At 71.5% G+C, this 23,346-nt stretch carries 18 protein-coding genes, 2 tRNA genes and 1 riboswitch; of the genes, 11 read left to right on the top strand and 9 right to left on the bottom strand.

Going from position 1 to position 23,346, the window contains the following annotated elements; all coding sequences use genetic code 11:
• Position 1 precedes the first annotated feature (1 nt).
• From HUO13_RS06495 to HUO13_RS06485, 3 genes are all read right to left on the bottom strand, one after another.
• Positions 2-202, bottom strand: a complete 201-nt coding sequence (locus HUO13_RS06495) for an MbtH family protein (protein ID WP_282976125.1) — start codon at positions 200-202, stop codon at positions 2-4.
• Entirely contained in the window at positions 202-7,239 is a 7,038-nt protein-coding gene (locus HUO13_RS06490; protein WP_211900550.1) for an amino acid adenylation domain-containing protein, read from the bottom strand. The genes HUO13_RS06495 and HUO13_RS06490 overlap by 1 nt, the downstream gene beginning before the upstream one ends.
• Before the next feature lie 106 nt (positions 7,240-7,345).
• Positions 7,346-8,599, bottom strand: a complete 1,254-nt coding sequence (locus HUO13_RS06485) for a GNAT family N-acetyltransferase (protein ID WP_249124493.1) — start codon at positions 8,597-8,599, stop codon at positions 7,346-7,348.
• Between the two features lie 285 nt (positions 8,600-8,884).
• Between HUO13_RS06485 and HUO13_RS06480 the strand changes: the two genes are divergently transcribed.
• Positions 8,885-9,808: a hypothetical protein gene (locus tag HUO13_RS06480; protein ID WP_211900548.1), complete on the top strand. Its 924-nt coding sequence runs from the start codon at positions 8,885-8,887 to the stop codon at positions 9,806-9,808.
• A 12-nt stretch (positions 9,809-9,820) separates the two neighbouring features.
• The gene (locus HUO13_RS06475; protein ID WP_211900547.1) at positions 9,821-10,195 is read left to right on the top strand and encodes a hypothetical protein; all 375 of its coding nucleotides are present in this window, start codon (positions 9,821-9,823) and stop codon (positions 10,193-10,195) included.
• 27 nt (positions 10,196-10,222) lie between these two features.
• On the opposite strand, the gene HUO13_RS06470 is transcribed toward HUO13_RS06475, so the two are convergent.
• Positions 10,223-10,519: a DUF2218 domain-containing protein gene (locus HUO13_RS06470; RefSeq protein WP_211900546.1), complete on the bottom strand. Its 297-nt coding sequence runs from the start codon at positions 10,517-10,519 to the stop codon at positions 10,223-10,225.
• A gap of 215 nt (positions 10,520-10,734) precedes the next feature.
• Between HUO13_RS06470 and HUO13_RS06465 the strand changes: the two genes are divergently transcribed.
• Positions 10,735-11,853 carry a polysaccharide pyruvyl transferase family protein gene (locus HUO13_RS06465; protein WP_211900545.1) on the top strand — a complete coding sequence of 373 codons (1,119 nt, stop codon included), beginning with the start codon at positions 10,735-10,737 and terminating at the stop codon, positions 11,851-11,853.
• A gap of 19 nt (positions 11,854-11,872) precedes the next feature.
• Here the strand turns inward: HUO13_RS06465 and HUO13_RS06460 are convergent, their stop codons facing one another.
• The 3 genes from HUO13_RS06460 to thiD form a co-directional block, all read right to left on the bottom strand.
• Positions 11,873-12,199: a hypothetical protein gene (locus HUO13_RS06460; RefSeq protein ID WP_211900544.1), complete on the bottom strand. Its 327-nt coding sequence runs from the start codon at positions 12,197-12,199 to the stop codon at positions 11,873-11,875.
• Positions 12,200-12,277: 78 nt separating this feature from the next.
• Positions 12,278-13,018 carry a thiaminase II gene (gene tenA / locus HUO13_RS06455; RefSeq protein ID WP_211900543.1) on the bottom strand — a complete coding sequence of 247 codons (741 nt, stop codon included), beginning with the start codon at positions 13,016-13,018 and terminating at the stop codon, positions 12,278-12,280.
• 23 nt (positions 13,019-13,041) lie between these two features.
• A complete protein-coding gene (gene thiD, locus HUO13_RS06450) occupies positions 13,042-13,839 on the bottom strand; it encodes a bifunctional hydroxymethylpyrimidine kinase/phosphomethylpyrimidine kinase (protein WP_211900542.1) in 798 nt (265 codons plus the stop codon).
• Positions 13,828-13,924, bottom strand: a riboswitch (TPP riboswitch). It overlaps the preceding gene by 12 nt.
• A gap of 152 nt (positions 13,925-14,076) precedes the next feature.
• Here thiD and HUO13_RS06445 point away from each other — a divergent pair.
• From HUO13_RS06445 to HUO13_RS06425, 5 genes are all read left to right on the top strand, one after another.
• Positions 14,077-14,349 (top strand): hypothetical protein, encoded by a 273-nt coding sequence (locus HUO13_RS06445; protein WP_211900541.1) that lies wholly within the window; start codon positions 14,077-14,079, stop codon positions 14,347-14,349.
• A 121-nt stretch (positions 14,350-14,470) separates the two neighbouring features.
• Positions 14,471-15,202, top strand: a complete 732-nt coding sequence (locus HUO13_RS06440) for a hypothetical protein (RefSeq protein WP_211900540.1) — start codon at positions 14,471-14,473, stop codon at positions 15,200-15,202.
• Positions 15,203-15,525: 323 nt separating this feature from the next.
• Entirely contained in the window at positions 15,526-17,181 is a 1,656-nt protein-coding gene (locus tag HUO13_RS06435; RefSeq protein WP_249124492.1) for an AMP-binding protein, read from the top strand.
• A gap of 58 nt (positions 17,182-17,239) precedes the next feature.
• The gene (gene orn / locus HUO13_RS06430; protein WP_211900539.1) at positions 17,240-17,905 is read left to right on the top strand and encodes an oligoribonuclease; all 666 of its coding nucleotides are present in this window, start codon (positions 17,240-17,242) and stop codon (positions 17,903-17,905) included.
• Positions 17,906-18,019: 114 nt separating this feature from the next.
• Positions 18,020-18,095, top strand: a tRNA-His gene (locus tag HUO13_RS06425).
• Between the two features lie 48 nt (positions 18,096-18,143).
• Here HUO13_RS06425 and HUO13_RS06420 read toward each other — a convergent pair.
• Positions 18,144-19,340, bottom strand: a complete 1,197-nt coding sequence (locus tag HUO13_RS06420) for a L,D-transpeptidase (protein WP_211900538.1) — start codon at positions 19,338-19,340, stop codon at positions 18,144-18,146.
• 284 nt (positions 19,341-19,624) lie between these two features.
• On the opposite strand from HUO13_RS06420, the gene HUO13_RS06415 reads away from it, so the two are divergent.
• Positions 19,625-19,697, top strand: a tRNA-Lys gene (locus HUO13_RS06415).
• Positions 19,698-19,893: 196 nt separating this feature from the next.
• Here HUO13_RS06415 and HUO13_RS06410 read toward each other — a convergent pair.
• Positions 19,894-20,826 carry a quinone oxidoreductase family protein gene (locus HUO13_RS06410; RefSeq protein ID WP_249124491.1) on the bottom strand — a complete coding sequence of 311 codons (933 nt, stop codon included), beginning with the start codon at positions 20,824-20,826 and terminating at the stop codon, positions 19,894-19,896.
• Positions 20,827-21,423: 597 nt separating this feature from the next.
• On the opposite strand from HUO13_RS06410, the gene HUO13_RS06405 reads away from it, so the two are divergent.
• The gene (locus HUO13_RS06405) at positions 21,424-22,260 is read left to right on the top strand and encodes an SAM-dependent methyltransferase (RefSeq protein WP_211900537.1); all 837 of its coding nucleotides are present in this window, start codon (positions 21,424-21,426) and stop codon (positions 22,258-22,260) included.
• A gap of 117 nt (positions 22,261-22,377) precedes the next feature.
• Positions 22,378-23,328, top strand: a complete 951-nt coding sequence (locus HUO13_RS06400; protein WP_211900536.1) for an ABC transporter substrate-binding protein — start codon at positions 22,378-22,380, stop codon at positions 23,326-23,328.
• Positions 23,329-23,346: the final 18 nt, after the last annotated feature.

Raw genomic sequence — 23,346 nt, 5'->3', positions numbered from 1 at the left:
GTCACGACGCGGGAGCGCCCGCTGGACGCATGTCGGTCCACTGCGACTCGATGTGGGCCAGGCACGACTCCCGGTCGCCCGGCCCGTGCGCGACGGCCCACCCGGCGGGCACCCGGACCCTCTGCGGCCACAGCGAGTACTGGTCCTGGTCGTTGATCAGCGCGAAGTACGTGCCGTCGGGGTCCTCGAACGGGTTGGGCATCAGTTCTCTCCTGGCGTTGCTGCGGCCGCCGCGAGGCGGCGGTCGACGACCGCGCCGATCTCGGCGATCGGGCCGGGCTGGGTCATGTCCTTGTGCTCGCAGGCGATGCGGTGCTCGTCCACCACGCCGTCGACGTAGGGCTGCCACATCCGCGCGGTCAGCGACTCCTTGGCCGGGTTGACCGTGGCGGTGAAGAACAGGACGTCGCCGCGGAACTTGTCGTGGTCGGCCTCGTTCTCCAGCACCGCGCAGTTGGCGAAGTTGTCGATGACGGCGGTGACGGTGTGCTCCTCGAGGTTGGCCAGCGCGCTCCCCTCGGCGGAGAGCACCTCCAGCACGTACTCGCGGGTCAGCGGCTGCCCGCTCAGCGCGGACAGGTCGTAGCCGGCCATGTAGAGCAGGGCGCGCAGCGCCTCCTCCTCGGTGGGCAGCTCGTCCCACACGTCCTTCGGGTAGGAGTCGAGCATGCACAGGAAGCGCACTTCTTCGCCCTGCGCCTGCAACTGCGTGCTCATCTCGTGCGCGACGACGCCGCCGAAGGACCAGCCGAGGAAGTGGTACGGGCCGTGCGGCTGCACGGTGCGGACGTGTTCCAGGTACTCCGAGGCCATCTCGTGCAGGCTCGGCGCGACGGGGGCGGGTTCGGCCAGCCCGCGCGACTGGATCCCGTGGATCGGCCGTTCGTCGTCGATGTGCTTGAGCAGCGCGGAGAACGGCCACGCCAGGCCCGCTGCGGGGTGCACGCAGAACAGCGGCTCCTTGCTGCCCTGCGCGCGCAGCGGCAGCAGGATGTCCAGCGCGTCGCGCTTGCCGCCGCGCTGGATGCGCTCGGCCAGCCCCGCGACCGTCGGCGCGGCGAACAGGCTGCCGACGTTGAGCCGGACGCCGAGCGCGTCCCTGACGCGCGCGATCAGCCGGGCGGCGAGCAGCGAGTGCCCACCGAGGTCGAAGAAGCTGTCCGCGACGCCGACCCTGGGCAGTTCGAGTACTTCGGCGAACAGCCCGCAGAGCACTTCCTCGGTCGGGTTGCGCGGCATGTCGTTGCCCACCGCTGCGCCGAGGTCGGGCGCGGGCAGCGCGTTGCGGTCGAGTTTCCCGTTGGGCATCAGCGGAAGCGCGTCGACTGACACGACCGCCGCCGGGACCATGTAGTCGGGCAGCGCCTCGGCGACGTGGCGGCGCAGCTCGGCGGGCTCGGCGTCGCCGACGACGTAACCGACCAGCCTGCGGTCGCCCGGCCGGTCCTCGCGGACCACCGCGGCGACCTGCGCGACTCCGGGGTGGCGCGCCAGCACCGCCTCGACCTCGCCCAGCTCGATGCGAAAGCCGCGGATCTTGACCTGGTCGTCGGCGCGACCGGCGAAGTCCAGAGCGCCGTCGCGGCGCCAGCGCGCGAGGTCGCCGGTGCGGTACATCCGCGAGCCGGGCGGGCCGAACGGGTCGGCCACGAAGCGCTGCGCGGTCAGCCCCGGCTTCGCGAGGTAGCCGTGCGCGAGGCCGGTGCCCGCGACGTGGAGTTCGCCGACCACGCCCGGCGGCGTGAGCTGAAGTGCGTCGTCCAGCACGTAGAGGCGGGTGCCCGGGTCCGGGACGCCGATCGGCACCGACGCCGCGACCGCCTCCGGGTCGCAGTCCCACAGCGTGGAGTTGACCGTCGCCTCGGTCGGGCCGTAGCAGTTGACCATGCGGTAGCGGCCCGCCCAGCGCAGCACCAGCTCCGAGGGCACCTTCTCCGCGCCGCACAGCAGTGTGACGCCGGGCGGGAACTCGGTGCCGTCCGGGAACATCCCCATCACCGACGGGCCGATCGCCATGTGCGTGACGCGGTGGTCGCGCGCGTACTCCGCCAGCGGCTCGCCGGGCACGCGGCGCTCGGCGGGCACCACCACGAGCGTGCCGCCGCTGAGCAGACCCATGCACATCTCCCAGAACGCCACGTCGAAGCTCGGCGACGCGAACTGCAGAACCCTGCTGCGCGCGGTGACGCCCAGCCGTTCGGCCTGCGTGGCGAGCAGTCCGGAGATGCCGCTGTGCGGGACGACGACGCCCTTGGGGTGCCCGGTCGAGCCGGAGGTGTAGATGACGTAGGCCGGGTCGCCGGCCGCGGGCTCCGGCAGCGGGCCGGACGGGTCGGCGGGCTCGTCGTGGCAGCTCAGCGCGCGGGCGGGCAGGCCGGTGTCCCGGCCGTCGCTGATCACCACGCCCGGTTTGGCGTCCTCGACCATGTGCCGCAGCCGCTCGGCCGGGTAGTCGGGGTCCAGCGCCAGGTACGCGGCACCTGCGGTCATCGCCGCCAGGAGCCCGACGACCAGCTCCGGCGAGCGCGGCAGCATGACGCCCACGACGTCGCCGCGTCCCACGCCGTTCTCGGCGAGCAGACGGGCCATCGAACGGACGCGCCGGTGCAGTTCGCGGTAGGATAGCTCGACTTCCTCGAAGACCAGCGCGGGCTTGTCCGGGTCCGCCGCGACCCGCTCGGCCAGCAGCGCGGGGAACGTGGCGCGACGAGCGCCGGTTGCCGCGTCCACGGCGTCACCCCAGCCGAGGATCCGCTCGCGCTCTCCGGCGCGGAGGATCTCCAGTGCGGTGATCGGCCGCGCCGGGTCGGCCACCGCCGACCGGAGCAGGGTGACCAGACGGCCGGCCAGTTCGGCCACGGTCTCGCGGTCGAACAGGTCCGTACCGAAGCGCACCAGCCCGTCGACACCGCCACCGGGGCGGTCGCTGAGGCTGAACGCGAGGTCGAACTTCGCCGCACCCGCGTCGGCGAGCTCCACGGTCGTCTCGACGCCGGGCAGTGCGGCGGGCTTGTCGTCGGTGGCGCCCCAGTAGGCCAGCATCACCTGGAAAAGCGGGTGCCGGGACAGCGACCGCACCGGGTTGAGCACCTCGGCCAGCCGCTCGAACGGCAGATCCGCGTGCTCGTAGGCGGCGAGGTCGGTGCGGCGGACGCGGTCGAGCAGCTCACCGAAAGCGGGGTCGCCGGAGGTGTCGGTGCGCAGGACCAGGCTGTTGACGAAGAACCCGACGAGGTCGTCGAGCGCCTGCTCCCCGCGGCCGGCCACCGGTGTGCCGATCGGGATGTCGGTGCCCGCGCCCATCCGGGTCAGCAGCGCCGCGATCCCGGCCTGCAACACCATGAAGACGCTCGCGCCGTGCTCGCCCGCCAGCTCCCGCAGCCGCTGGTGCAACTCGGCGTCGATGTCGAAGCGGACCGCGTCGCCCCGGTGGCTGGGCACCGCCGGACGCGGCCGGTCGGTCGGCAGCTCCAGCTGGTCGGGCAGGCCGTCGAGCGCGCGGGTCCAGAACGCGAGCTGCCGCGCCCCCGGGCCCGCCGGATCTCCCTCCGCGCCGAGCAGTTCCCGTTGCCAGAGCGTGTAGTCGACGTACTGCACGGGCAGTTCACGCCACACCGGCTCGGCACCGCGCAGCCGCGCCGCGTACGCCGCCGACAGATCCCGGACCAGCGGCGCCATCGACCACTCGTCGGTGGCGATGTGGTGCAGCAGGACCAGCAGGACGTGCTCGTCGGCCCCGGTCTCGAACAGCACGGTGCGGATCGGCGGCTCATCGGCGAGTTCGAAGCAGTGGCGCGCCTCGCGCGCGAGGTCGGCGTCCAGGTCGCCGGTGCGCACCCGGTGCAGCTCCGGTGTGGTGTTGCGGACTTCCTGGCGCGGTTCGCCCAGCGTCTCGGGGAAAACCGTGCGCAGGCTCTCGTGCCGTTCGACGACATCGGTGATCGCCGCCTGCAACGCGACAGGGTCGAGCCTGCCGGAGAGCTTGAGCACGATCGGCAGGTTGTAGGTGGGGCTGGGGCCTTCCAGCCGGTGCAGGAACCACAGGCGCTGCTGGGCGAACGACGGCGGCACCTGCTCCGGCCGCTCGTAGGGCACCAGCGCGGGCCTCTGCCCGCCCCGCGGGGTGAACTGGGTGACCAGGCCCGCGACGGTCGGGTGGTCGAACAGCGCGCGGATGGTCGGCTCGACGCCGAGCTCGCCGCGGATGCGCGACAGCAGGCGGGTGGCCAGCAGCGAATGCCCGCCGAGTTCGAAGAAACCGTCGTCGATGCCCACTTCACCGACACTGAGCACCTCGGCGAACAACGCGCACAGCCGGGCTTCCACGTCGTTGCGCGGGCCGCGCCCACCGGCCTCGACCTCCGGCGCGGGCAGCGCGGCGGTGTCGAGCTTTCCGTTGCCGGTCAACGGGATCTCGTCCACGACGACCAGCGCGGAGGGAACCATGTAGTCCGGCAGCAAGGCGGTGAGGTGCTCGCGCAGCAGCGCCGGGTCGGCGTCGGTGACGGCGTAGCCGACCAGCCGCCGGTCGCCCGTGCGGTCCTCGCGCACGACCACCGCCGCCTGGCGGACGCCCGGATGCGCGGCCAGGTTGGCCTCGATCTCGCCCGGCTCGATGCGGAAACCGCGGATCTTCACCTGGTGGTCGGCGCGTCCGGCGAACTCGAGCGTGCCGTCGGCGCGCCACTTCGCGAGATCGCCGGTCCGGTACATCCGGGTGCCCGCCCGGCCGTGCGGGTCGGCGACGAACCGCTGCGCGGTGAGCCCGCGACGGCCGAGGTAGCCGCGGGCCAGGCCCTCGCCCGCCACGTACATCTCACCGACGACACCCGGCGCAACGGGCTCGAGGTCGTCGTCCAGGACGTAGACCCGCAGGTCGGGGATGCCGCGCCCGATCAGGCTCCCCTCCCGCCTGGCGGTCAGCTCGCGGTCCAGCTCCAGGTGGGAGACGTGCACCGTGGTCTCGGTGATGCCGTACATGTTGACCAGCACCGGATTCCGGGGGTGGCGCCGGTACCAGTCGTCCAACCTGGACAGTTCCAGCGCTTCGCCGCCGAAGACCACGTAGCGCAGCGCGAGCTCCGCCGGAGCTTCCCGGTCGGCCTGGACGAGCTGGTAGAACGCCGACGGCGTCTGGTTGAGCACCGTGACGCGCTCGCGCTCCAGCAACTCCAGGAAGTCCCCCGGCGAGCGGCTGACCTCGTGCGGCACGACGACGAGCCGCCCGCCGTGCAGCAGCGCGCCCCACAGCTCCCACACCGAGAAGTCGAAGGCGTAGGAGTGGAACAGCGTCCAGACGTCGGTGTCGTCGAAGGAGAACCAGGGCGCGGTGGCGCTGAACAGCCGGACCACGTTGCGGTGCGGGATCACCACGCCCTTGGGACGTCCGGTCGAACCCGAGGTGTAGATGACGTAGGCGGCGTTGTCCGGACCGATCCGCCCGCGCTCGCCGTGTCCGGGATCGCGTTGCGAGTGCTCGGAAACCGCCTCCGCGGTCGCCGGGTCGTCGAGCAGCAGCCGGGTGATGCCGGCGGGCAGCCGGGACGCGTGCTCGGTGTCGCTGACCAGCACCGCGGGCCGGGCGTCGGCGACGATGTGGGCGATGCGCTCGGCCGGGTGGCCAGGGTCCAGCGGCAGGTACGCCGCGCCCGCCTTGAGCACCGCCAGCAGCGCCACGACCAGCTCCACCGAGCGCGGCAGTGCCAGCGCGACGAGCTGCTCGGGCCCCACGCCGTGGTCGATCAGGTGGTGCGCCACCTCGTTGGCGCGCGCGTCGAGCTCGCCGTAGGTGATGTCGCTGCCCTCGAAGGTGACCGCCACCGCGTCCGGTGTGCGCCGGGCCTGCGCCTCGAACAGCTCCGGCAGCGTGGCCGATGTCCGCGGCTCCGGCCCCGGCGCGTTCCACTCGTCGAGGATTCGGCGTCGCTCGTGCGGCGCGAGCAGCTCGATCCGGCCGACCTCGGTCCCGGCTTCGGACTCGGCGAACCCGCGCAGGAACCGCAGGAAGCGGTCGCGGTGCGCGGTCAGATCGTCCTCGTCGTAGAGGTCGGGGTTCGCATCGAACTCGAACCGCAGGTCGCCTCCGTCGAGGTAGACCGAGATGTTGAGGTCCTCCACCGGACCGGCCGCCAGGTTGTGCACCTCGGCCTTCGCGCCGCCGAAGCTCAGGTCGTAGTCGAAGGACTTGATGTTGACCATCGGCCCGAACAGCGGGCGGTCCACGCCCACCCGCCGCAGATGTCTGCGCAGCTCCTCGCCGCGGTGGTTCTGGTGCTTGCGCAGGTCGCGCACGGCCTTGGCGGCCTGCGCGACCAGCTCGTCGCGGGTGGTGCGCGAGGTGACGCGCAGGCGCAGCGGCAGGACGTTTACGACCATGCCCGGCACCCGCAGGGCGGTCGAGCCGAGCCTGCCCATCACGGGCAGGCCGAGCAGCACGTCCTGCGCGCCGGTCATGCGGTGCACGTAGGCGCCGACCGCGGCGATCAGCGCGTCGGGCCAGATGGTGCGGCTGCGGCCGGCGGCGGCCGCCAGCGCGTCGGCGGTCTCGGCTCCTGCCGCGGCGGGCAGCCGCAGGAAGTGGTCGGCGCTCATCCGGACGCGGCCGGCGAGGGTGGCCGCCTCCGGCTGGTCGGCCAGCAGGTTCCGCCAGAACTCCGCGTCCTTGCCCGCCTTCCCGGACTCCCGGTAGCGCTGCTCCTCGGCGATCAGCGAGTCCAGCGGCCCGAAAGGCGACGGCCCGGGATCCTCGCCCACGACCAGCGCGCTGTAGACCTCGGCGACCCGGCGGATGACGATCGAGAAGCCGTAGCCGTCGATGGCCACGTGGTGGATCCGCTGGTACCAGAACCAGCGGTCGTCACCGATCTTCAGCAGCGCCGCGGCGAACAGCCTGCCCGCCGGGTCCACCGGTTCGGCGAGGTCGGCCCGCATCCACGCCAGCGCGCTCGCCCGCGGGTCCGCCTCGGCGCTGACGTCGAGCACCGGCAGCGGGAAGTCCACCTCCGGCTCCACTACCTGGCGCGGCTCGTCGCCGTCGACGACCACGCGGGCTCGCAGCGATTCGGCCTCCCCCACGACCCGCCGCAGGGCCCGCTCGAACACCTCCGGCGCCACCGGGCCGCTGATCTCGACGCACTCGCCGGTGTTGTAGATCGGGTTCGTCCGGTCGAGCTGCTGGGCGAACCAGATGCCCGACTGCGCTGTGGTCAGCGGCAACGACACGGCCGAGCGCTCCGGCATCGTTCTCCCCCAGGTCAGGAACAAAAGTAAGCCTAACCTTAGTTCAGTCGGGGGATCACGTCACGGTGCGCTTACTCACGCGTTCACACAGGGCCATGACCGGTCGTCAGGCCCGGGAGAAGACCATCAGCGCCGAGTTCTTGGCGGGCAGGCCGATCTCCCTCTCCCTCACGAATCCGGCCTTGACGAAGGCTCCCACCGAAGCCTCGTTGTGCACGTTCGGCTCGGCGACCACCCGCGCACACCGCGGATCGGCGTCCAGCAGCGCACTGGCGACCGCCCGCAGCAGCGACGACCCGAAACCACGCCCGATCACACCCAGCTCACCGATCGCGATGTGGACCCCGAGGTCGTGCGGCTCGTACGGGTAGCAGCCCGCCAGCTTGTCCCGGGCCACCCGGTAGAGCTCCAGGTAGGCGACCTCGCGCCCGTCGTGCCCGGCCACGCAGGGCAGGGAGTGCTCACCACCGAGCTGGTGGGCCAGTTCCTCCCGCCAGCGCTCCAGCGGCCACGCCTGGTTCCAGTTGTCCGCGACGTGCGGCGTGTTCATCCAGCGGTGCACCAGCGCGACGTCCGGCCCGCCATCCCCATGAACCGCGACCTCGACCGGACGCAGCGACCACGGCCCGCCCAGCACGGGCACAGGCGGCGGCGGAACGTCGGACTTTCCCTCATGCAACGGGTTCGGCACGTCGAACGGCACCGGCTGCACACCTGGCCGATAGCGCAGCGCCTCACCCACGAGCACGGCGCGGTCGGCGAGCGTCGGACTGTGCAGCCACGAGCGGGACAGGTCGTCATCGACCGCGCGGAGCCGCCCGGCGAGCACCTCCAGCAACCAGCACTCGTCGGCGATCCCGGCCCGCCCGAACCGCCCGATGGCCGCCAGCGGCCCGGTGACCAGCGACGACGGGTCGGCGCCCGGCGACCGCAGCAGGTCGTCGACCTGCTGCGACAGCAGGCGCACCGCCTCCTCCGCGGTCATCGTCGCGGACACCTCGTCATCCTCGTCGGCGGCGAGCGACGACAGCACCCAGTCGACGGCGGTGCCGGCATCCGGCGCGTTGATCGGCGCGCTCGGCAGCGACCGGCTCCGCGAATCCGCCGAGCAGGCGGCCGCCAGCAGCACCGGATCGGCGAGCGCCACCGGCACGCCGTCGGCGTCGAGGACCCGGATCGGGCCGAACCCGTGGGCACCGGTCGGCGAGCGGTAGGCGACCTCGGCCGACACCCGCACCGGGCCGATCCGCAGGGACAGCGGCCCGGGCTCGACGGGAGTGTGCGTCTCGGCCAGCCACCGCCTGAGCAGCCGGCCCGCGCGCCGTTGAGCCCTGTCCGCGAGTTCCACGTCGCCCGCCACGCCGTTCACTCCATCCGTCGACCCCGCTGAGCTGAGGCTAACCTAACACTTGATCACCGCGGTGCACGCCACTAGGCCGAACGAACGCACCTGCTCCAAAGTGGACACGCATGGTCACGAACCAGGATCATGGACCAGTTCAGGCGAAATCTGGCTACATGACATCGAATGAAGATCATTACCTGATCAGGTGAGGATCTCGGCGCTCCGCTGGGCGGTATCGCGCGCACAGACCTAGTCTCCGCTTAGCCAATCAGGTCGAGTCGTCCGGATAAGGAGTTCCACATGGAAGACGCCGCTGACGCCGTCATCCCACTCCGTCCCGGCTTCGACATCCAGATCCGGGGCTTCCACCGCAACCAGGTCGTCGAGCACATCGAGCTGCTCGAGGACCAGCTCAAGCTGGTCACCATCGACCGCAACGAAGCCGCCCAGCTCAACGCCGACCTGCGCAGGCTCTGCGACGACACCCGCAACGCGCTCGACGCGGCCGAGGCCCGGCTCAAGCGCATCGGGAGCTCCGACACCGGCCTGCCCGCGGCCTCGCAGCGGGTGCAGAACATGCTCACCATCGCCGAGGAAGAAGTCCAGACCCTCCGGGACCAGGCCAGGCGCCAGGCCGAGATCATCAGGGGCACCGCGGAGAACGAGGCCAGGGAGCTGATCTCCGAGGCCGAGAAGACCGCGCGGGAGCTGCGCTCGGAATGCGCGACGCTGGTCGCATCGATGGAGCACCGGCGCGACGAGCTGCGCCGGGAGCACGACCAGCGGCTCAGCGAGCTGCGCAACCGCGAGCGCCGGATGCGCCAGGCCATCCGCGACGAGTACAAGAAGACCATGGCCGCGGCCCAGGAGGAGACCGACGAGCTGATCGCCCAGACCCGCAAGCGCTGCGCCCAGTGGGACGCCGAGAGCGAGCAGCTGCGTCTGGACGCGCTCGAGGAGATCGGCTCCAAGACCGCCCAGCTAGCGCAACTGCGCAGCGCCGCGCTCGCCGCGCTCGAGCAGACCCAGGAGATGCTGACCCAGTCCACGACCGTGGTGCGGGAGGTGGAGACCGGGGACGGTGAGCTCGCCGAGGACCGGCAGACCAAGCTGGACCTGCCCGTGCAGCGCGAGGACGTCCAGACCTTCACCGTCGAGCTGGAGCCCAGCTCCAACGGCTCCGGCCCGCAGCCCAAGGCGGTAGACGCCGTTCGCCGGCACTGATCGGAGGAACCCGTGGACCTGCTCGTCCTGTCATTCGTCGCCGGGTTCGCACTGGCAACCCTGATCTTCTGGCCGATGCTGCAGCGGGCGCAACGCCAACCCGGCACGTCCGCCAAGCGCGCGACCACGTCGTGCTCGGCGACCCGGCTCGACCACGCCGGTGCCGAACCGCCCAAGCCCGACCCGGTGGTGGTCGCGGGCCCCGGCCACGAGACCGGTCTCGACCCGGAGGCCGTCGCCGAGAGCGCGGTGCCCCAGCGGCGCGAACCGGAGCCGGTCGAGATGCCGTCGCTGCCGACCGACCTGTTCGCCCAGCGCTACCAGGCGCGGTTCAACCGCTCCCGCGGCCGGCTCGAACGGCTGCGGGCCCAGTTCAACGACCAGTGATCAACGCTTGCTGCTAATAGCGGACGATCACATCGGCTGCCATCGCACGACCAGCGAGTCCCGCTGCCCGAAGCGCTCCAGGTGCCTGCCGACCACGTCGCGAACCCGGTCCAGGACCTCGGCGTCCTCGGCCTCGGCTCGCAGCTCGAGCACGCCCGGCCGGTAGGCCAGCAGGCAGCTGCCCGCGCCGCTCTCGGCGGGCAGGGTGATCCGGACGCCGCCGTCCTCGTCGGCGACACCGCAGCGCCGCCCGAGGTGCGAGGCGAGCTGCTTGCCGTAGCGCTCCGGCTTGTCGGTGGGGACCTCCGCGCGAGCGTGGACCATCACATCGCCCCTTTCGAGAGAAGTAAGGCTCACCTAATTGTTAGCCGCTCAAACGAGATCCGGCGAGCAACCCTTGGGGTGTTCCTCGTCACAGTCGGCCGACCAGCACGAACAGCCGCAGGCGGCGCTCGCGGGAAACGCCGGCGGCATCCGCGGCATCCGGTTGCTACGTTCGGTCGCGACCACCGGCGTCCCGACCGGCAGGAGCCCGCCCCTTGACCACGTTCTACCTAGTCGCCACCACCGGGCACCCGAACTACGGCGACGAGCTCATCGCCGCGACCTGGCTGCGGCACCTGGCCCGGGTCGCGCCGGACGGCGAGGTCTGGGTCGACTGCCCCAACCCCGGACCGAGCAACGTCCTGCTCGGGCACCTGCACCCGAAGGTCCGCTTCACCGACACCTTCTGGCGCCTGTGCTGGGAGGCCCCCACGGGCGAACCGTGGGAGGTCGCGTCGTTCGTCCAGCACGCGTTCGCCAACCCCGGGCTCGCACCGCGCTGGGTCGCGGGCATCGAGCTGGCCGCCCGCGCCGACCTCGTGCACGTCATCGGCGGCGGTTTCATCAACGGCGTCTGGCCCCGCCACATCGGGCTGGTCGCCGCGGCCGCCGCGGCGACCAGGCGCTCCGGCGGCCGGGCCGTCATGACCGGGCAGGGCCTGTCGCCGGTCGCCGAGGATGCCCAGCCGCTGCTGCGCAACCTCGCGTCCCGGTTCGAGCTGATCGACGTCCGCGACGAGCCCTCGGCCGCGCTGCTCACGGGCGGGACGTGCCAGGTGACCAGCACCGGCGACGACATGTTCTTCGGTGTCGAACCCGGTCTCTACCGCACCGGCGACCACCCCGAGGTCATGGTCTGCCTGCAGTCGGACTTGCTCGACGTGACCGTGCCCGCGCTGGCCGGCTTCCTGCTCGACACCCTGCGCGAGTGGGACGTCGACCCCGAACAGGTCGGCTTCGTCGAAGGCATCCCGCGGGTCGACCGCGAGGTCTTCGCCCTGGTCGAGCACGACCTGCCGGGAGCGCGGTTCTACCCGTTCTCCCAGATCATGGATGCAGGGCTGCCCGCCGCGGCCGGGCAGCGGTGGCTGTCCAGCCGGTTCCACACGCACCTGGTCGCCGCCGCGGCCGGGGCCGCCGGGGTCGCGGTGTCGATCAACTCCGGCTACTACACCAACAAGCACCGCTCGCTCATCGAGCGCGGTTCCGGGTGGGGGCTGAGCGAGGGGCTGACCGTGCCGCCCAGTCCCGGGCCCGGCGGCTTCGCGCCGGAGGTGCTGCGGAATCTGCACGCGGGCAAGGAGAAGCTGGCGGCGGTGATCTACGGCTCCTGAGCCGAGGACCGGCGGTCCGCTACGCGGTGCGGTCCGCCCCCGACGGGACGCCGAGATCCCGCTCGAACACGACGACCTCGGCGCCGATGCCACCGGCGTCCGCGACATCCGCTGCGGTGTCATCGGGGAGCACATCCTCGGCACCAGCGGCGTCACCGGCACCCGCGGCATCGTCGTCCTCTGCCTCGGCATCGTCCTCGGACTCCGGCTCCCCCATGGCCGCCAACGCCTGCTCTGCCTCCTCCCGGGCACGGCGCTGCGCCCGGTGGTCGAGGATGTAGAAGGGCGCGGCGGCCAGCACGGGCACCAGCATCCCGATGAGGATGATCAGAACGGAACCGCCCACAGCACCGAACCCTGCTCCCGGTGGGCGCACCCACGACCTGCGACTCGTCCTCGACATCGGTCCGAGCCGAGGCTTGCGTTACGCGCCCGCGGATGCTCCCACGGAGCGGCCCGCGAGCCAACGTGCGGTCGGCCACTCCTCCCGCTCCCACGCGCTGTTCCAGAACAGCCACTCGTACTCGGTGGCGCGGACGAACGCCGCCAGCATCCGCTCCCGCATCGGCTCGTCGGCCGCCGCCGCGAGCCGGTCGGTCAGCTCCCGTGCCGAGAGCACCGCCGCGGCGAACTCGTCGTCGGCGTAGGTGGAGATCCAGCGGTGGTAGGGGTGGTCCGCGGCCCCGCCGGTGGCCTCCAGGATCGTGCTGCCCACGTGCTGGTAGACCCAGAAGCACGGCAGCAGCGCGGCCACCACCACCGGGTAGGGCTCGGTCAGCGCGTTGGCCCGCAGGAACGAGGTGTAGGCCAGGCACGAAGGCGAGGTCCCGACACCGGAGACCTCCTGCTCGGTCAGGCCGAACTCCTCGACGTAACCGGCGTGCAGCCGCCGCTCCTCCACCAGGGCCCCCTGCGCGGCTCCGGCCAGGAACGCCGCGTCCTCGGCGTCGTCGGCCCGGCTGGAGGCCGCCGCGAGCGCCTGGGCGAAGCCGACCAGGTAGCGGGCGTCCTGAACGATGTAGAAGGCGAACCGGTCGCGGTCCAGCGAGCCGTCGGTGAGCGCCGCGTTGAACGGGTGCTCGACGATCGCCTGCTGGAGATCCGCGGTGCGGGCCCACGCCCGGGCGCAGAAGCCGTCGGCGGGCGGGGCGGGGAGCTTGCTCATCGCGTCCTCTCGTCGGGGTTGGGTCACCACCACTGGTGGAAGTGGTGCACCGGCCCGTGGCCGTGACCGACCTCCAGCCGGTGGGACTCGCGCAGCGCGGTGGTCAGGTACTGCTTGGCCTCGCGGACCGCGCTCGGCCAGTCCGGGCGCTGCGGGCGCAGCGCCGCGATCGCCGCCGACAGGGTGCAGCCGGTGCCGTGGTCGTTGGTGGTCGCGACCCTCGGGCTGGTCAGGTAGTCGGTGGCGCCGCCGCCGTGCAGGACGTCCACACTGGACTCGCCGTCGAGGTGGCCGCCCTTGAGCAGGACCTGCTTGGCGCCCAGCCCCGCCAGCCGCTCGGCCACCGCGGGCATGTCGTCGGCGCTGGTGGTCTCGGGCTCGCCGAGCAGGTCGGCGGCCTCCGGCAGGTTCGGCGTGATCAGGTCCACGCGCGGCAGCAGCTCGTCGCGCAGCACCGCCACCGCCTCGGCCGCCAGCAGCCGGTCGCCGCTCTTGGCCACCATCACCGGGTCCAGCACGACGTGGCGCGGCGCGTACCGGTCGATCGCGGCGACCACCGCGCGGATGATCCCGGCGTTGGCGAGCATGCCGATCTTGACCGCGTCCACCCGCACGTCGTCGAGCAGCGTGTCGAGCTGGGCGGTGACGAACTCCGGCTCGACCTCCCGCACCGCGGTGACACCGGTGGTGGTCTGCGCGACCAGCGCGGTGATCACCGACATGCCGTAGGCGCCGTTGGCGGAGAACGCCTTGAGGTCTGCCTGGATGCCGGCGCCGCCGCTGGGATCGGTCCCGGCGACGGACAGCACGTTGGGAATCATTGACGTCCCTCCGCTAGTGCGAGCTAGGTCAGGTTCAACGGGTCTGTTCTCAGCCCGGGCAGTCCGGGCACCCCGCGTCAGCAGGACCAACCTAACAACCCGCCGCCACCTCGGGCCACTGGTCGGGCGCAGATTCGCATGCAACCGATCCCCCGGTACGCCCGTCCTCAGGATGCGAAGCCAAGATCGACAGCCGCGGGGGCCGCCGACCAGGCGCCGTGATCGGAGGGGTAGCAGATGATGTTGTCCGACCGCGCCCAGGTGTGGTGGATCGTCCCGCCCGGGCAGCGCATGCGCCATGCGATCACCGAGAGCCCGGGCGCCCGCCCCGGCGGCGACCGGGTGTCCGCGCTGTGCGCGGCGGAGGTGAAGATCCCCTACGAGACCTGGCCCGCCTCCCGCGAGCCGAGGAGCCGGGCGATCACCGACCGCTGCCCGGAGTGCGAGCAGCGGGTGGACGAGCGGCTGGAGCTCGACGCCGATCTCGTCGTCCGGGTCTGGGACAGCTAGGGACCGGCGCTCGGGGTGCGGGACCCAGCCCGCACGGACGCGTTGCGGCGAGATCGCCGCGAGCGATCTCACATTCACCATCCGGTGAGGAGCACCTAACCCAGCCGATAAGGTGTGGGCAATGGACACCACGACCGACGCCACCCTGAATTCCCGCTCCCGCCGCGACCGCAGGCCGGATCCCGCGCGGGTCTGGGAACCGCTGGCGGGTCTGGCCGACGCCGCGCAGTCCGCCGCCGCGGGCTCCGGGGCCGTCGCCATCACCCGCGGGTTCGACCGCAACAGCAGGCAGCGGGCCAAGGCGCTGCGCGAACTGCTCGGTCAACGGGGCGTGGCGGCGGTCGAGGTGACGCCGGCTTCCGGCAGCGAACGGCTGCTGGCAGACACCGAGGTCGCCGCGGTGGTCAACCTGGTCGGCGCGGGTTCCTGGCAGCCATACCGGCTCGGCGCCAAGCTTCGCGCGGCGGTGTTCACCCCCGGTGTCGCCGGTGACGAGCCCGCGAGCCGGGACGTGATCGGGATGGCCGGCGACGACGGGCAGCGCGACGTCGCGCTCTCCCACATCGCGGTGCGTCCGGAGGACCCCTCCGCCGGCAGCCTCGCGGTGGTCAGCGACGGCGAGCCGCTTTCGGTCCCGGGTGGCCGCATCACCGTGACCCTGCGCGACGAGCGGCTGGAGGTTCACCTGAGCGGCCCGGACTTCGCCGGGCAGAGCTTCACCGCGACCGAGATCCGGGTGGAGACCTTCGACGGGCCGCACCGCCTGGTCCGGGACGAACTGCCGATCGCCGAGTTCGAGGGTGCGGTGACCTTCACCGCGGAGCCTCGGGGACTGCGCGTGCAGGCCGTCTGAGCCGGCCGGCGATCGGCGTCTGACCTGCGAACCGCCGGTGGACCTCCGGGTCCACCGGCGGTTTTGCGTCCGCGGTCCGAACGCTCCGGCGGCAGCGTCACATTTGCGGACCTGGTGCGTCTCACGAACGGCCTCGGCGCGGAGTCCGTTCGCGCCGGATCGCACCGGCCGACAAGGCCCGCCGTACGCCTGCGGCAGCGTGCCAAGACCACACAGCCTCCTGACCTCGACCGATCCGGCCTCGGGAGCTCGGCGCCCTTTCCCTCCCGCCACCGGAAAGGCATTATCTACTCCGAGTAGCTTCCGACCGGGAAGGTGGACGCGTGGCAACGTTGATGCGACGGCTGCGGCAGGCGGTGCGACCGGAACGGGCACGAGGGCTGCAGACCGCCTACATCCTGGCCCGCCAGGGCGTGGTGCGGCCGATGCGCCCGGACAAGCTCCTGCGGATCCTTCGGGCCTGGCTGCGCTGGGGCGTCACGCCGCCGCTGGCCTACGCGGTCGGCGCGATCCGCCATCCCGACCGGCCCGCCGTGATCGACGAACGCGGCGCGATCAGCTACGCCGAGGTGTCCCTGCGCACCACCCGGCTGGCCAACGCCCTGCGCGAACGCGGCATCGGCGACAGCAGCCGGGTCGGGATCCTGTGCCGCAACCACCACGGCGCCATCGAGACGATCGTGGCCTGCGGCAAGCTCGGCACCGACGTGGTGCTGCTCAACACCGGTCTGAGCACCTCGCAGCTCGCGGCCGTGCTCGCCGAGCAGCAGGTCGACCTGCTGGTGCTCGACGCCGAGTACGACCGGCACCTGCCGGAGCTGCCCGCCGACCTCGACGTGGTGCTGGCCTGGACCGAGGGCAGCACGCGGCACTCGACGGTGGAGCACCTGATCGCCACCTCGCAGGTCAAGGCCCTGCCCAGGCGTCCGCGCCACGCGCGGATGATCGTGCTGACCTCCGGCACGACCGGCACCCCCAAGGGCGCGCGCCGACCCGACCCGCCCGGGATCGGCCCGGCCGCGACGGTCATGTCCCGCATCCCGCTGCGCAGCGGCGAGCGGATGCTGGTGTGCGCGCCGGTCTTCCACACCTGGGGCCTGGCCGCCTTCCAGCTCGGCGCGGTGCTGGGCGCGACGCTGGTCCTGCCGCGCAGGTTCGAGCCGGGGCACGCCCTGTCGGTGGCGCAGCGCTACCAGTGCACTTCGATGTTCGCGGTGCCGGTGATGCTGCAGCGCATCCTCGACCTGCCCGCCGAGGAGCGCGTCCGCCCCGAGTCGCTGCGGGTCGTCGCCTCCAGCGGGTCGGCCATGCCCGCCGACCTGGCCACCCGGTTCCAGCGGGCCTTCGGCCCGGTGCTCTACAACCTCTACGGCTCCACCGAGGTCTCGTGGGTGAGCATCGCCACACCGAGCGAGCTGCGGGCCGCGCCGAGCACTGCGGGCCGCCCGCCGCGGGGCACCACGGTCCGCATCCTCGACGAGAACGGGAAGCCCGCCCGCACCGGCGCGACCGGCCGGATCTTCGCGGGCAACGACATGCTCTTCGAGGGCTACACCTCCGGCGGCCGCAAGGAGGTGGTGGACGGGCTGATGTCCACCGGTGATCTCGGTCGCATCGACTCGTCCGGACGGCTGTTCGTGGTGGGCCGGGAGGACGACATGATCATCTCCGGTGGCGAGAACGTCTACCCGAAGGAGACCGAGGACGCCATCGCCGCACTGCCCGAGGTCCGCGAGGTCGCGGTCGTCGGCGTCGAGGACTCCGAGTTCGGCCAGCGCCTGGCCGCCTTCGTCGTCCTCCAGGACGACACCCGACTCGACGGCGATGAGCTGCGGGAACGCATCCGGGGATCGCTGTCGCGGTTCGCGATGCCGCGCGACGTGGTCTTCCTCGGCGAGCTACCGCGCAACGCGACCGGCAAGGTCGTGCCCCGCGAACTGCACGCTCGCGGAGCGTCGGGGCGCGTGACCGAAAGGTGACCACTCGGGGCACGGCCGATCGCACGATCACCACCCGCGCCGCGTTAGGCTCACGCGGGTGAATGACCGTCTAGTGTGGATCGACTGCGAAATGACCGGTCTCGACCTCGGCAAGGACGCCCTGATCGAGATAGCCGCTCTGGTCACCGACGCCGACCTGAACATCCTCGGAGAAGGTGTGGACATCGTCATCCACGCCGACGACGAGGCGCTGGCCGGGATGCCCGACGTGGTGCGAGAGATGCACGAGCGCTCCGGGCTCACCGAAGAGGTGCGTCGCTCGACGGTGAGCCTGGCCGAGGCCGAGCAGCGGATACTCGACTACATCCGCCAGCACGTGCCCGACGGGCGGTCGGCACCACTGGCGGGCAACTCCATCGCCACCGACCGCGGCTTCATCGCCCGGGACATGCCCACCCTCGACGCCCACCTGCACTACCGGATGGTGGACGTGTCGTCGATCAAGGAGCTGTGCCGGCGCTGGTACCCGCGGATCTACTACGCCCAGCCGGAGAAGGGCCTGGCGCACCGGGCGCTTGCCGACATCAAGGAGTCGATCCGCGAGCTCGCCTACTACCGGCGGACCGCGTTCGTGCCGCAGCCAGGCCCGACCAGCGAGCAGGCCCAGGCCGTCGCGAGCGAGCTGCTGGGCGGCGACAACGTCGTGGGCGGCACGGAAAAGGCCAGGCAGAAGCAAGCCGATCAGCGTGGAACCGGCAAGTGAGGAAGCCGCGGGCCCGGCTTTTGGCGAGCCGGTGTCAAACCGCTCGACGGCACCCGCTAGGATAATTGACGTCGCTGCGGGGCGGGCCGGAAACGGCCGGAGCCGGCAGCCGTGGTGGGTGTAGCTCAGTCGGTAGAGCACTGGGTTGTGGTCCCAGGTGTCGCGGGTTCGAATCCCGTCACTCACCCCAGCGAGAAGGCCCCGTTCCTCTGGAACGGGGCCTTCTCGTTTCTCGTGGTCACCGGTTGCCGCGGGACCACTCCTCCCACGGGATCTGCCAGTCGCCGAAGCCGTCCCACGAGCGCAGGCTCGGGCCGCCTGCGTTGGTGATCTCCACGACGTCGCCCTTCTTCAGCAGGTCGTAGACCCACTTGGCGTCGGACATGCTCATGTTGATGCAGCCGTGGCTGACGTTGCGGCGTCCCTGGTCGCCCACCGACCACGGCGCGGCGTGCAGGAACTCACCGCCGTTGGAGATGCGCACCGCCCAGCTCACCGGCGTCCGGTAGCCCCCGGCCTCGACCGGCAGGCCGTAGGTCGAGGAGTCCATGATCTTGGTCTGGTGGTGCTCGGTGACCACGTGCACGCCGTTGTTCGACGGGAACTCGGGCTTGCCGAGCGACACCGGGAGGGTGCGCTGCACCGCGCCGTTGACCTCGATCGACATCCGGTGCGTGGCGCCGTCGGCGCGCAGGATCACCGCGTCGCCGATGGTGATGGTGGCCTTGCGGTCCTCCTGGCCCCACACGCCGCCGCCCAGGTCCTTGCCGTAGACGCCGACGTCGACCGAGACCTTCGTGCCCGGCTTCCAGTACTCCTTGGGCCGCCAGTGCACCTCGCGGCTGTTGAACCAGTAGAACGCGCCCTCCACCGCGGGCTCGGTCCTGATCCGGATCGCCTCCTCCGCGCGCGCCTTGTCCGGCGCGGGGGCGTCCTTGCTGAAGTAGAAGGCCAGCGGCTGCCCGACGCCCACGGTCTGCCCGTCCAGCGGGTTCATCGACACGTAGGTCTCGTCCTTCGGGTCGACCGTGCTGAACGTGGTCTGCTGGGTGATGGGCGGCCCGGCGCCCTGGACGGTGGCCACGAGCGTGTAGGTCTTGGCGTAGCCGAGGACCTCGCTCGATGTCCAGCTCAGCCCGTCCGGGGCAGGCGCGCCCGCCACCGGCTTGCCGTCCTGGTTGGTAAGCGTCGCGTTGACGATCTTGCCGTTGGCGACTTTCGCCGAGATCGGCGCGGTCGGCGACACGTCCCGCGCACCGTTCTGCGGCGTGAACTCCACCGAGGGCGCCGGCGGTGGCGCGGGAGCATCCGCGAGGTCGGAGCCGGCCCCGCTACAGCTCGCGACGAGCACGGCGACCAGGCCGAGCACCGGGAGCGAGAGCAGGCGGGACGGCAGCCCCGACTGCCTCCCGACCGGGTTACCTAACAGCTTCATGGGCGACAGTCCGTTCAATCAAGTGCACCACTTCCCGCTGAAGACAGTGTGCAGCAAGATCCCGACGGAGTGTGTCGGGACCGTCATGCACACGGAGCAAGCTCCAGCGGCAGCCTCCTCCGGAGAGGGAGACGCGATCACCCCCTCCGAGGTTGCTTCGCTGACCAGGCAAGACGTAAGTCGACCCCCCTCGAAATGGCCCGATCGGGGGTTGTGCTAATCTTTTCAACGTCGCCAGGGAGACCGGAAAGCGAAGCGGACCGGAGGAACTGGGGACCAGACCAGCGCCAATAGCTCAACTGGCAGAGCAGCTGACTCTTAATCAGCGGGTTCGGGGTTCGAGTCCCTGTTGGCGCACGCGAGTTCAGGGTCCTGATCGGTTTCCGATCAGGACCCTGAATTGTTTTCCACCCCATTCCGTCGAGCCATCCGGTTCCGGGTGCCATCCCCCTGCACAACGTCTCATGTAGACGACTCGAGTCTCAGAACCACTTGCATTCACACGCCGATTGATGCCCCCTCCGGCCCCGGGGACGAGGACGGAGGGTTCGGGTCAGGGCACGAGGACGATCCGGACCCCCGTGGTGGCGTCGGCCTTCCACGCCGAGCCGACCGCGTGCAGGGGTATGGAAACGGCGTGGACGTCGAGGTCGGCCGAAGGCATGCGGTTGATCAGTGAGGTGAGCTCGGCGGTCCGCTCGGCCTCCGGCAGCGACTCCGGGTCGACCCGGGAGATCTCCACCCCCGACTCCCGCAACCCGGCGTCGGCAGCCCCGACCGGGCGGCCGGGCCCGACGTGGACCCAGCGCAGCCGCCGCCCGCCGGCCAGGGCGTGCAGCGCGATCTCGGCGGGCCGGCCCGACAGGTAGTCCAGCACGACGTCGACGCCGGCGGCACTGGCCGCCATCTCCTTGCCGACGGTCTCGTCGTCGCCGTCGAGCGGCACGACGTCGTCGGCACCGACCTCCAGTAATCGGTCGAGCATGGCCCGGTTCCGGCCCGCCGCGACGACGCGGCCCGCCCCGAGCATCCTGGCGATCTGCACCGCCATCCGCCCCGCGTTGCCGGTGGCCCCCAGCACCAGCACCGACTCCCCCGCCTCGAGTCCGGCCTTGCCGCGCATCGCCACCCACGCCGACATCGACGGGTTCACCGTCGCGGCGACCGTGACGTCGTCGACGTCGTCGGGGATCGGGATGCAGTCGCGTTCGGCGACCACCGCCCGCTCGGCCATGCTGCCGTACGGGTGCTCCAGTCCAGCGAAGAACACGCGGCTGCCGCACGGGAGCCGGCCCACGCCGTCGAAGCCGGGGATGAACGGGGGTCGTGGTTGGCCGCCGGCCGTTGCTCCCGCGCCCGCGCGGACCGCCGGGTGCAGGCCCGCCGCGACGACCTTGAGCACCACCTGCCCTTCGGCGGCTACAGGATCGGTGAGTTCTTCGTAAGAGGGCGAATGGTCGAATGAACGGACGACTGCTGCATGCATCGGTGTTCCCCCCAGAGTGGCAACGGGTCGACAGCGCGCAATCTACGCCCGATGACCCGCCGGTACCCGCAGCCGAGGCCCCGGCCGCCGTTTCGGTCCACTGTGGTCAGAGAATCGACGCAGGCAGGGACGCCAGCCGTCACTGGTTCTACCAAAACGTCGGTGTCGGCGCGTCCGCGCGGATCGGGCCGCCACCGCCCCTTCTGGCACCCCCCGAGCCCGGAGCACGAGGCGGGACACCCCCGGCAGCCGCTTTGTGATCTGCGCAACCCCGCGAGCTGCGTCCCACGGAGCAACGACTGCCATCCGCGGAGCCCTCCGCCTACCCACCGCAGCAGGTATGCAAGGGCGTGCCCGGCGGGCACCATGGTGCTGACGAAACAGCAGGCCGAAACGCTCCTTCCGCCCGATTCACAAGGTTTTGCCCGCCCCTGTCCGCCGGACACCGCAACGCCCCGCGGCACCGCACGAGCTGGGACCGGACACCGTTCCCAGCCGCATGCGACCGCGATCCGCCCCCGACTGACGCCGATCCAGGTGGTTTGATCCACTATCGTTGCCAGCGAAACTTGCCCGCCTCGGAATAGTGAGCCCCGCATGTCGCGCGACGAGCAAGCTGCCCCGCCCGGCGTCCCGCCGGGGGTCGACACCTCGAGACCGAGCATCGCCCGGGTCTACGACGCCGGACTCGGCGGCAAGGACAACTTCGAGGCCGACCGCGAGGTGCTGCGCGCGATCCTGGAGGTCACGCCGGAGGGCATGGTCGTCGCGCGGGACAACCGCGACTGGCTCATCCGCGTCACCCGCTTCCTGGCCGAGCAGGCCGGTGTCCGGCAGTTCCTCGACCTCGGCTCCGGCCTGCCCACCACCGAGAACACCCACGAGGTCGCCCAGCGCATCGACCCCGAGAGCACGGTGGTCTACGTCGACGACGACCCGGTGGTGGAGGCCCACGGCAAGGTGCTGCTGGAGGAGAACGAGCAGACCCACTTCGTCGGCGGCGACCTCACCCGCCCCGAGGAGCTGCTGGCCGACCCGGCGCTGCACCGCAGGCTGGACTTCTCCGAGCCGGTCGCGCTCTACCTGATCGGCGTCCTGCACCACTTCCCCGATCTCGACAGACTCCGCGAGATCGTGCGGACCTACGTCGACGCGCTCGCCCCCGGCTCGTTCCTGGCGATCAGCCACTTCCACAACCCCGGTGGGGAGCACGAGGAGATCGCGAAGCGGGTCGAGCGGGCCATGCTCGACAGCGGGATGGGCAGCGGCTACTTCCGCACCCGCGAGGAGATCGCATCGTTGTTCCTCGACCTCGAACTCCTCGAACCGGGTCTCTGCCGCGCGCCGGACTGGTGGCCGGACGGCCCCCGCGTCAAGCCCCTGGTCGTACCGCAGCGGATGTTCCTGGCCGGGCTCGCGCGAAAGCCCCGCTGACCTGCGGGGACAGTCGCGGCCGGCCTCCGCGGTGATATGGGCGACATTCCGGACCTGCGACGAGACATCAGGTTAGGCTCCCCAAACCAGTCATTCCAGACGCATCCAGGGAGCACCATGTCCCGCAGCCGGAGACTCCTCGCCACCGTGGTCGCGGCCGTCGGCCTGGCCACGACCGCCGCGTGCGGCACCTCGGGCCCGGACCAGCCCGCCGCGGCGCAGCAGGGCGAGCGGGTCGTCAACCACGCCAAGGGGCAGACCAGGATCAGCGGCACGCCGCAGCGGGTCGTCGTGCTCGACACCGGCGAGCTCGACGCCCTGCTCGCGCTCGGGGTCAAGCCGGTCGGCACGGTCCAGCCTGACGCCAACATCCCGTTGCAGCCCTACCTCGCCGACAAGGCCGGCTCCCCCGAGATCGTCGGAACCATCGGCAACGCCAACATCGAGAAGATCGCCGCGCTCAAGCCGGACCTGATCCTGTCGAGCAAGGTCCGCGACGACGACAAGTACGACGCGCTGAGCAAGATCGCCCCCACGGTGTTCGCCGAGACGGTGGGCAGCACGTGGAAGGAGAACTTCCTGCTCGACGCCGACGCGCTGGGCAGGAAGCCGGAGGCCGAGCGCATCCTCGCCGACTACCAGCGGCGTGCCGCCGACATCGGCCGGGCGGCGGGCGACCCGGGCGGCATCCGCGTCGGCACGATGCGCTTCATCACCGGCGGCAACGAGATCCGCCTCTACAACCGGTCGTCGTTCATCGGCACCGTGCTGGCCGACGCCGGGTTCAACCGCCCCGACAACCAGCTGGCGCAGAACACCACCTTCACCAAGATCAGCCGGGAGCAGGTCTCGCAGGCCGACGCCGACCTGCTGTTCTACAGCGCGTACGGCGACTCCGCCCAGCAGCGCCTGAACGAGCTGGTGGCCTCCGAGCAGTGGCGCAGCCTCTCCGCGGTCCGCAACGGCAAGGCCATCGCGGTGCCCGACGACCGCTGGTTCCTCGCTCTCGGGCCGATCGGCGCCAACCTCGTGCTCGACGACCTGCAGAACCACGTCGCCAAGCGCTGAGCCCCGCCCGCACGGTGC

This window comes from Saccharopolyspora erythraea, assembly GCF_018141105.1.
GTDB lineage: Bacteria > Actinomycetota > Actinomycetes > Mycobacteriales > Pseudonocardiaceae > Saccharopolyspora_D > Saccharopolyspora_D erythraea_A.
The sequence above is the reverse complement of the archived record's forward strand: the minus strand, read 5'-3'. Positions and strand labels throughout refer to the sequence as shown.

Coding starts and splice junctions, on each gene's coding strand:
- HUO13_RS06440 (WP_211900540.1), top strand. CDS start 14,471: ATGGACACCACGACCGACGCCACCCTGAATTCCCGCTCCCGCCGCGAC.
- thiD (WP_211900542.1), bottom strand. CDS start 13,839: ATGATTCCCAACGTGCTGTCCGTCGCCGGGACCGATCCCAGCGGCGGC.
- HUO13_RS06410 (WP_249124491.1), bottom strand. CDS start 20,826: ATGCATGCAGCAGTCGTCCGTTCATTCGACCATTCGCCCTCTTACGAA.
- HUO13_RS06445 (WP_211900541.1), top strand. CDS start 14,077: ATGATGTTGTCCGACCGCGCCCAGGTGTGGTGGATCGTCCCGCCCGGG.
- HUO13_RS06490 (WP_211900550.1), bottom strand. CDS start 7,239: ATGCCGGAGCGCTCGGCCGTGTCGTTGCCGCTGACCACAGCGCAGTCG.
- HUO13_RS06400 (WP_211900536.1), top strand. CDS start 22,378: ATGTCCCGCAGCCGGAGACTCCTCGCCACCGTGGTCGCGGCCGTCGGC.
- HUO13_RS06495 (WP_282976125.1), bottom strand. CDS start 202: ATGCCCAACCCGTTCGAGGACCCCGACGGCACGTACTTCGCGCTGATC.
- HUO13_RS06470 (WP_211900546.1), bottom strand. CDS start 10,519: ATGGTCCACGCTCGCGCGGAGGTCCCCACCGACAAGCCGGAGCGCTAC.
- tenA (WP_211900543.1), bottom strand. CDS start 13,018: ATGAGCAAGCTCCCCGCCCCGCCCGCCGACGGCTTCTGCGCCCGGGCG.
- HUO13_RS06405 (WP_211900537.1), top strand. CDS start 21,424: ATGTCGCGCGACGAGCAAGCTGCCCCGCCCGGCGTCCCGCCGGGGGTC.
- HUO13_RS06480 (WP_211900548.1), top strand. CDS start 8,885: ATGGAAGACGCCGCTGACGCCGTCATCCCACTCCGTCCCGGCTTCGAC.
- HUO13_RS06420 (WP_211900538.1), bottom strand. CDS start 19,340: ATGAAGCTGTTAGGTAACCCGGTCGGGAGGCAGTCGGGGCTGCCGTCC.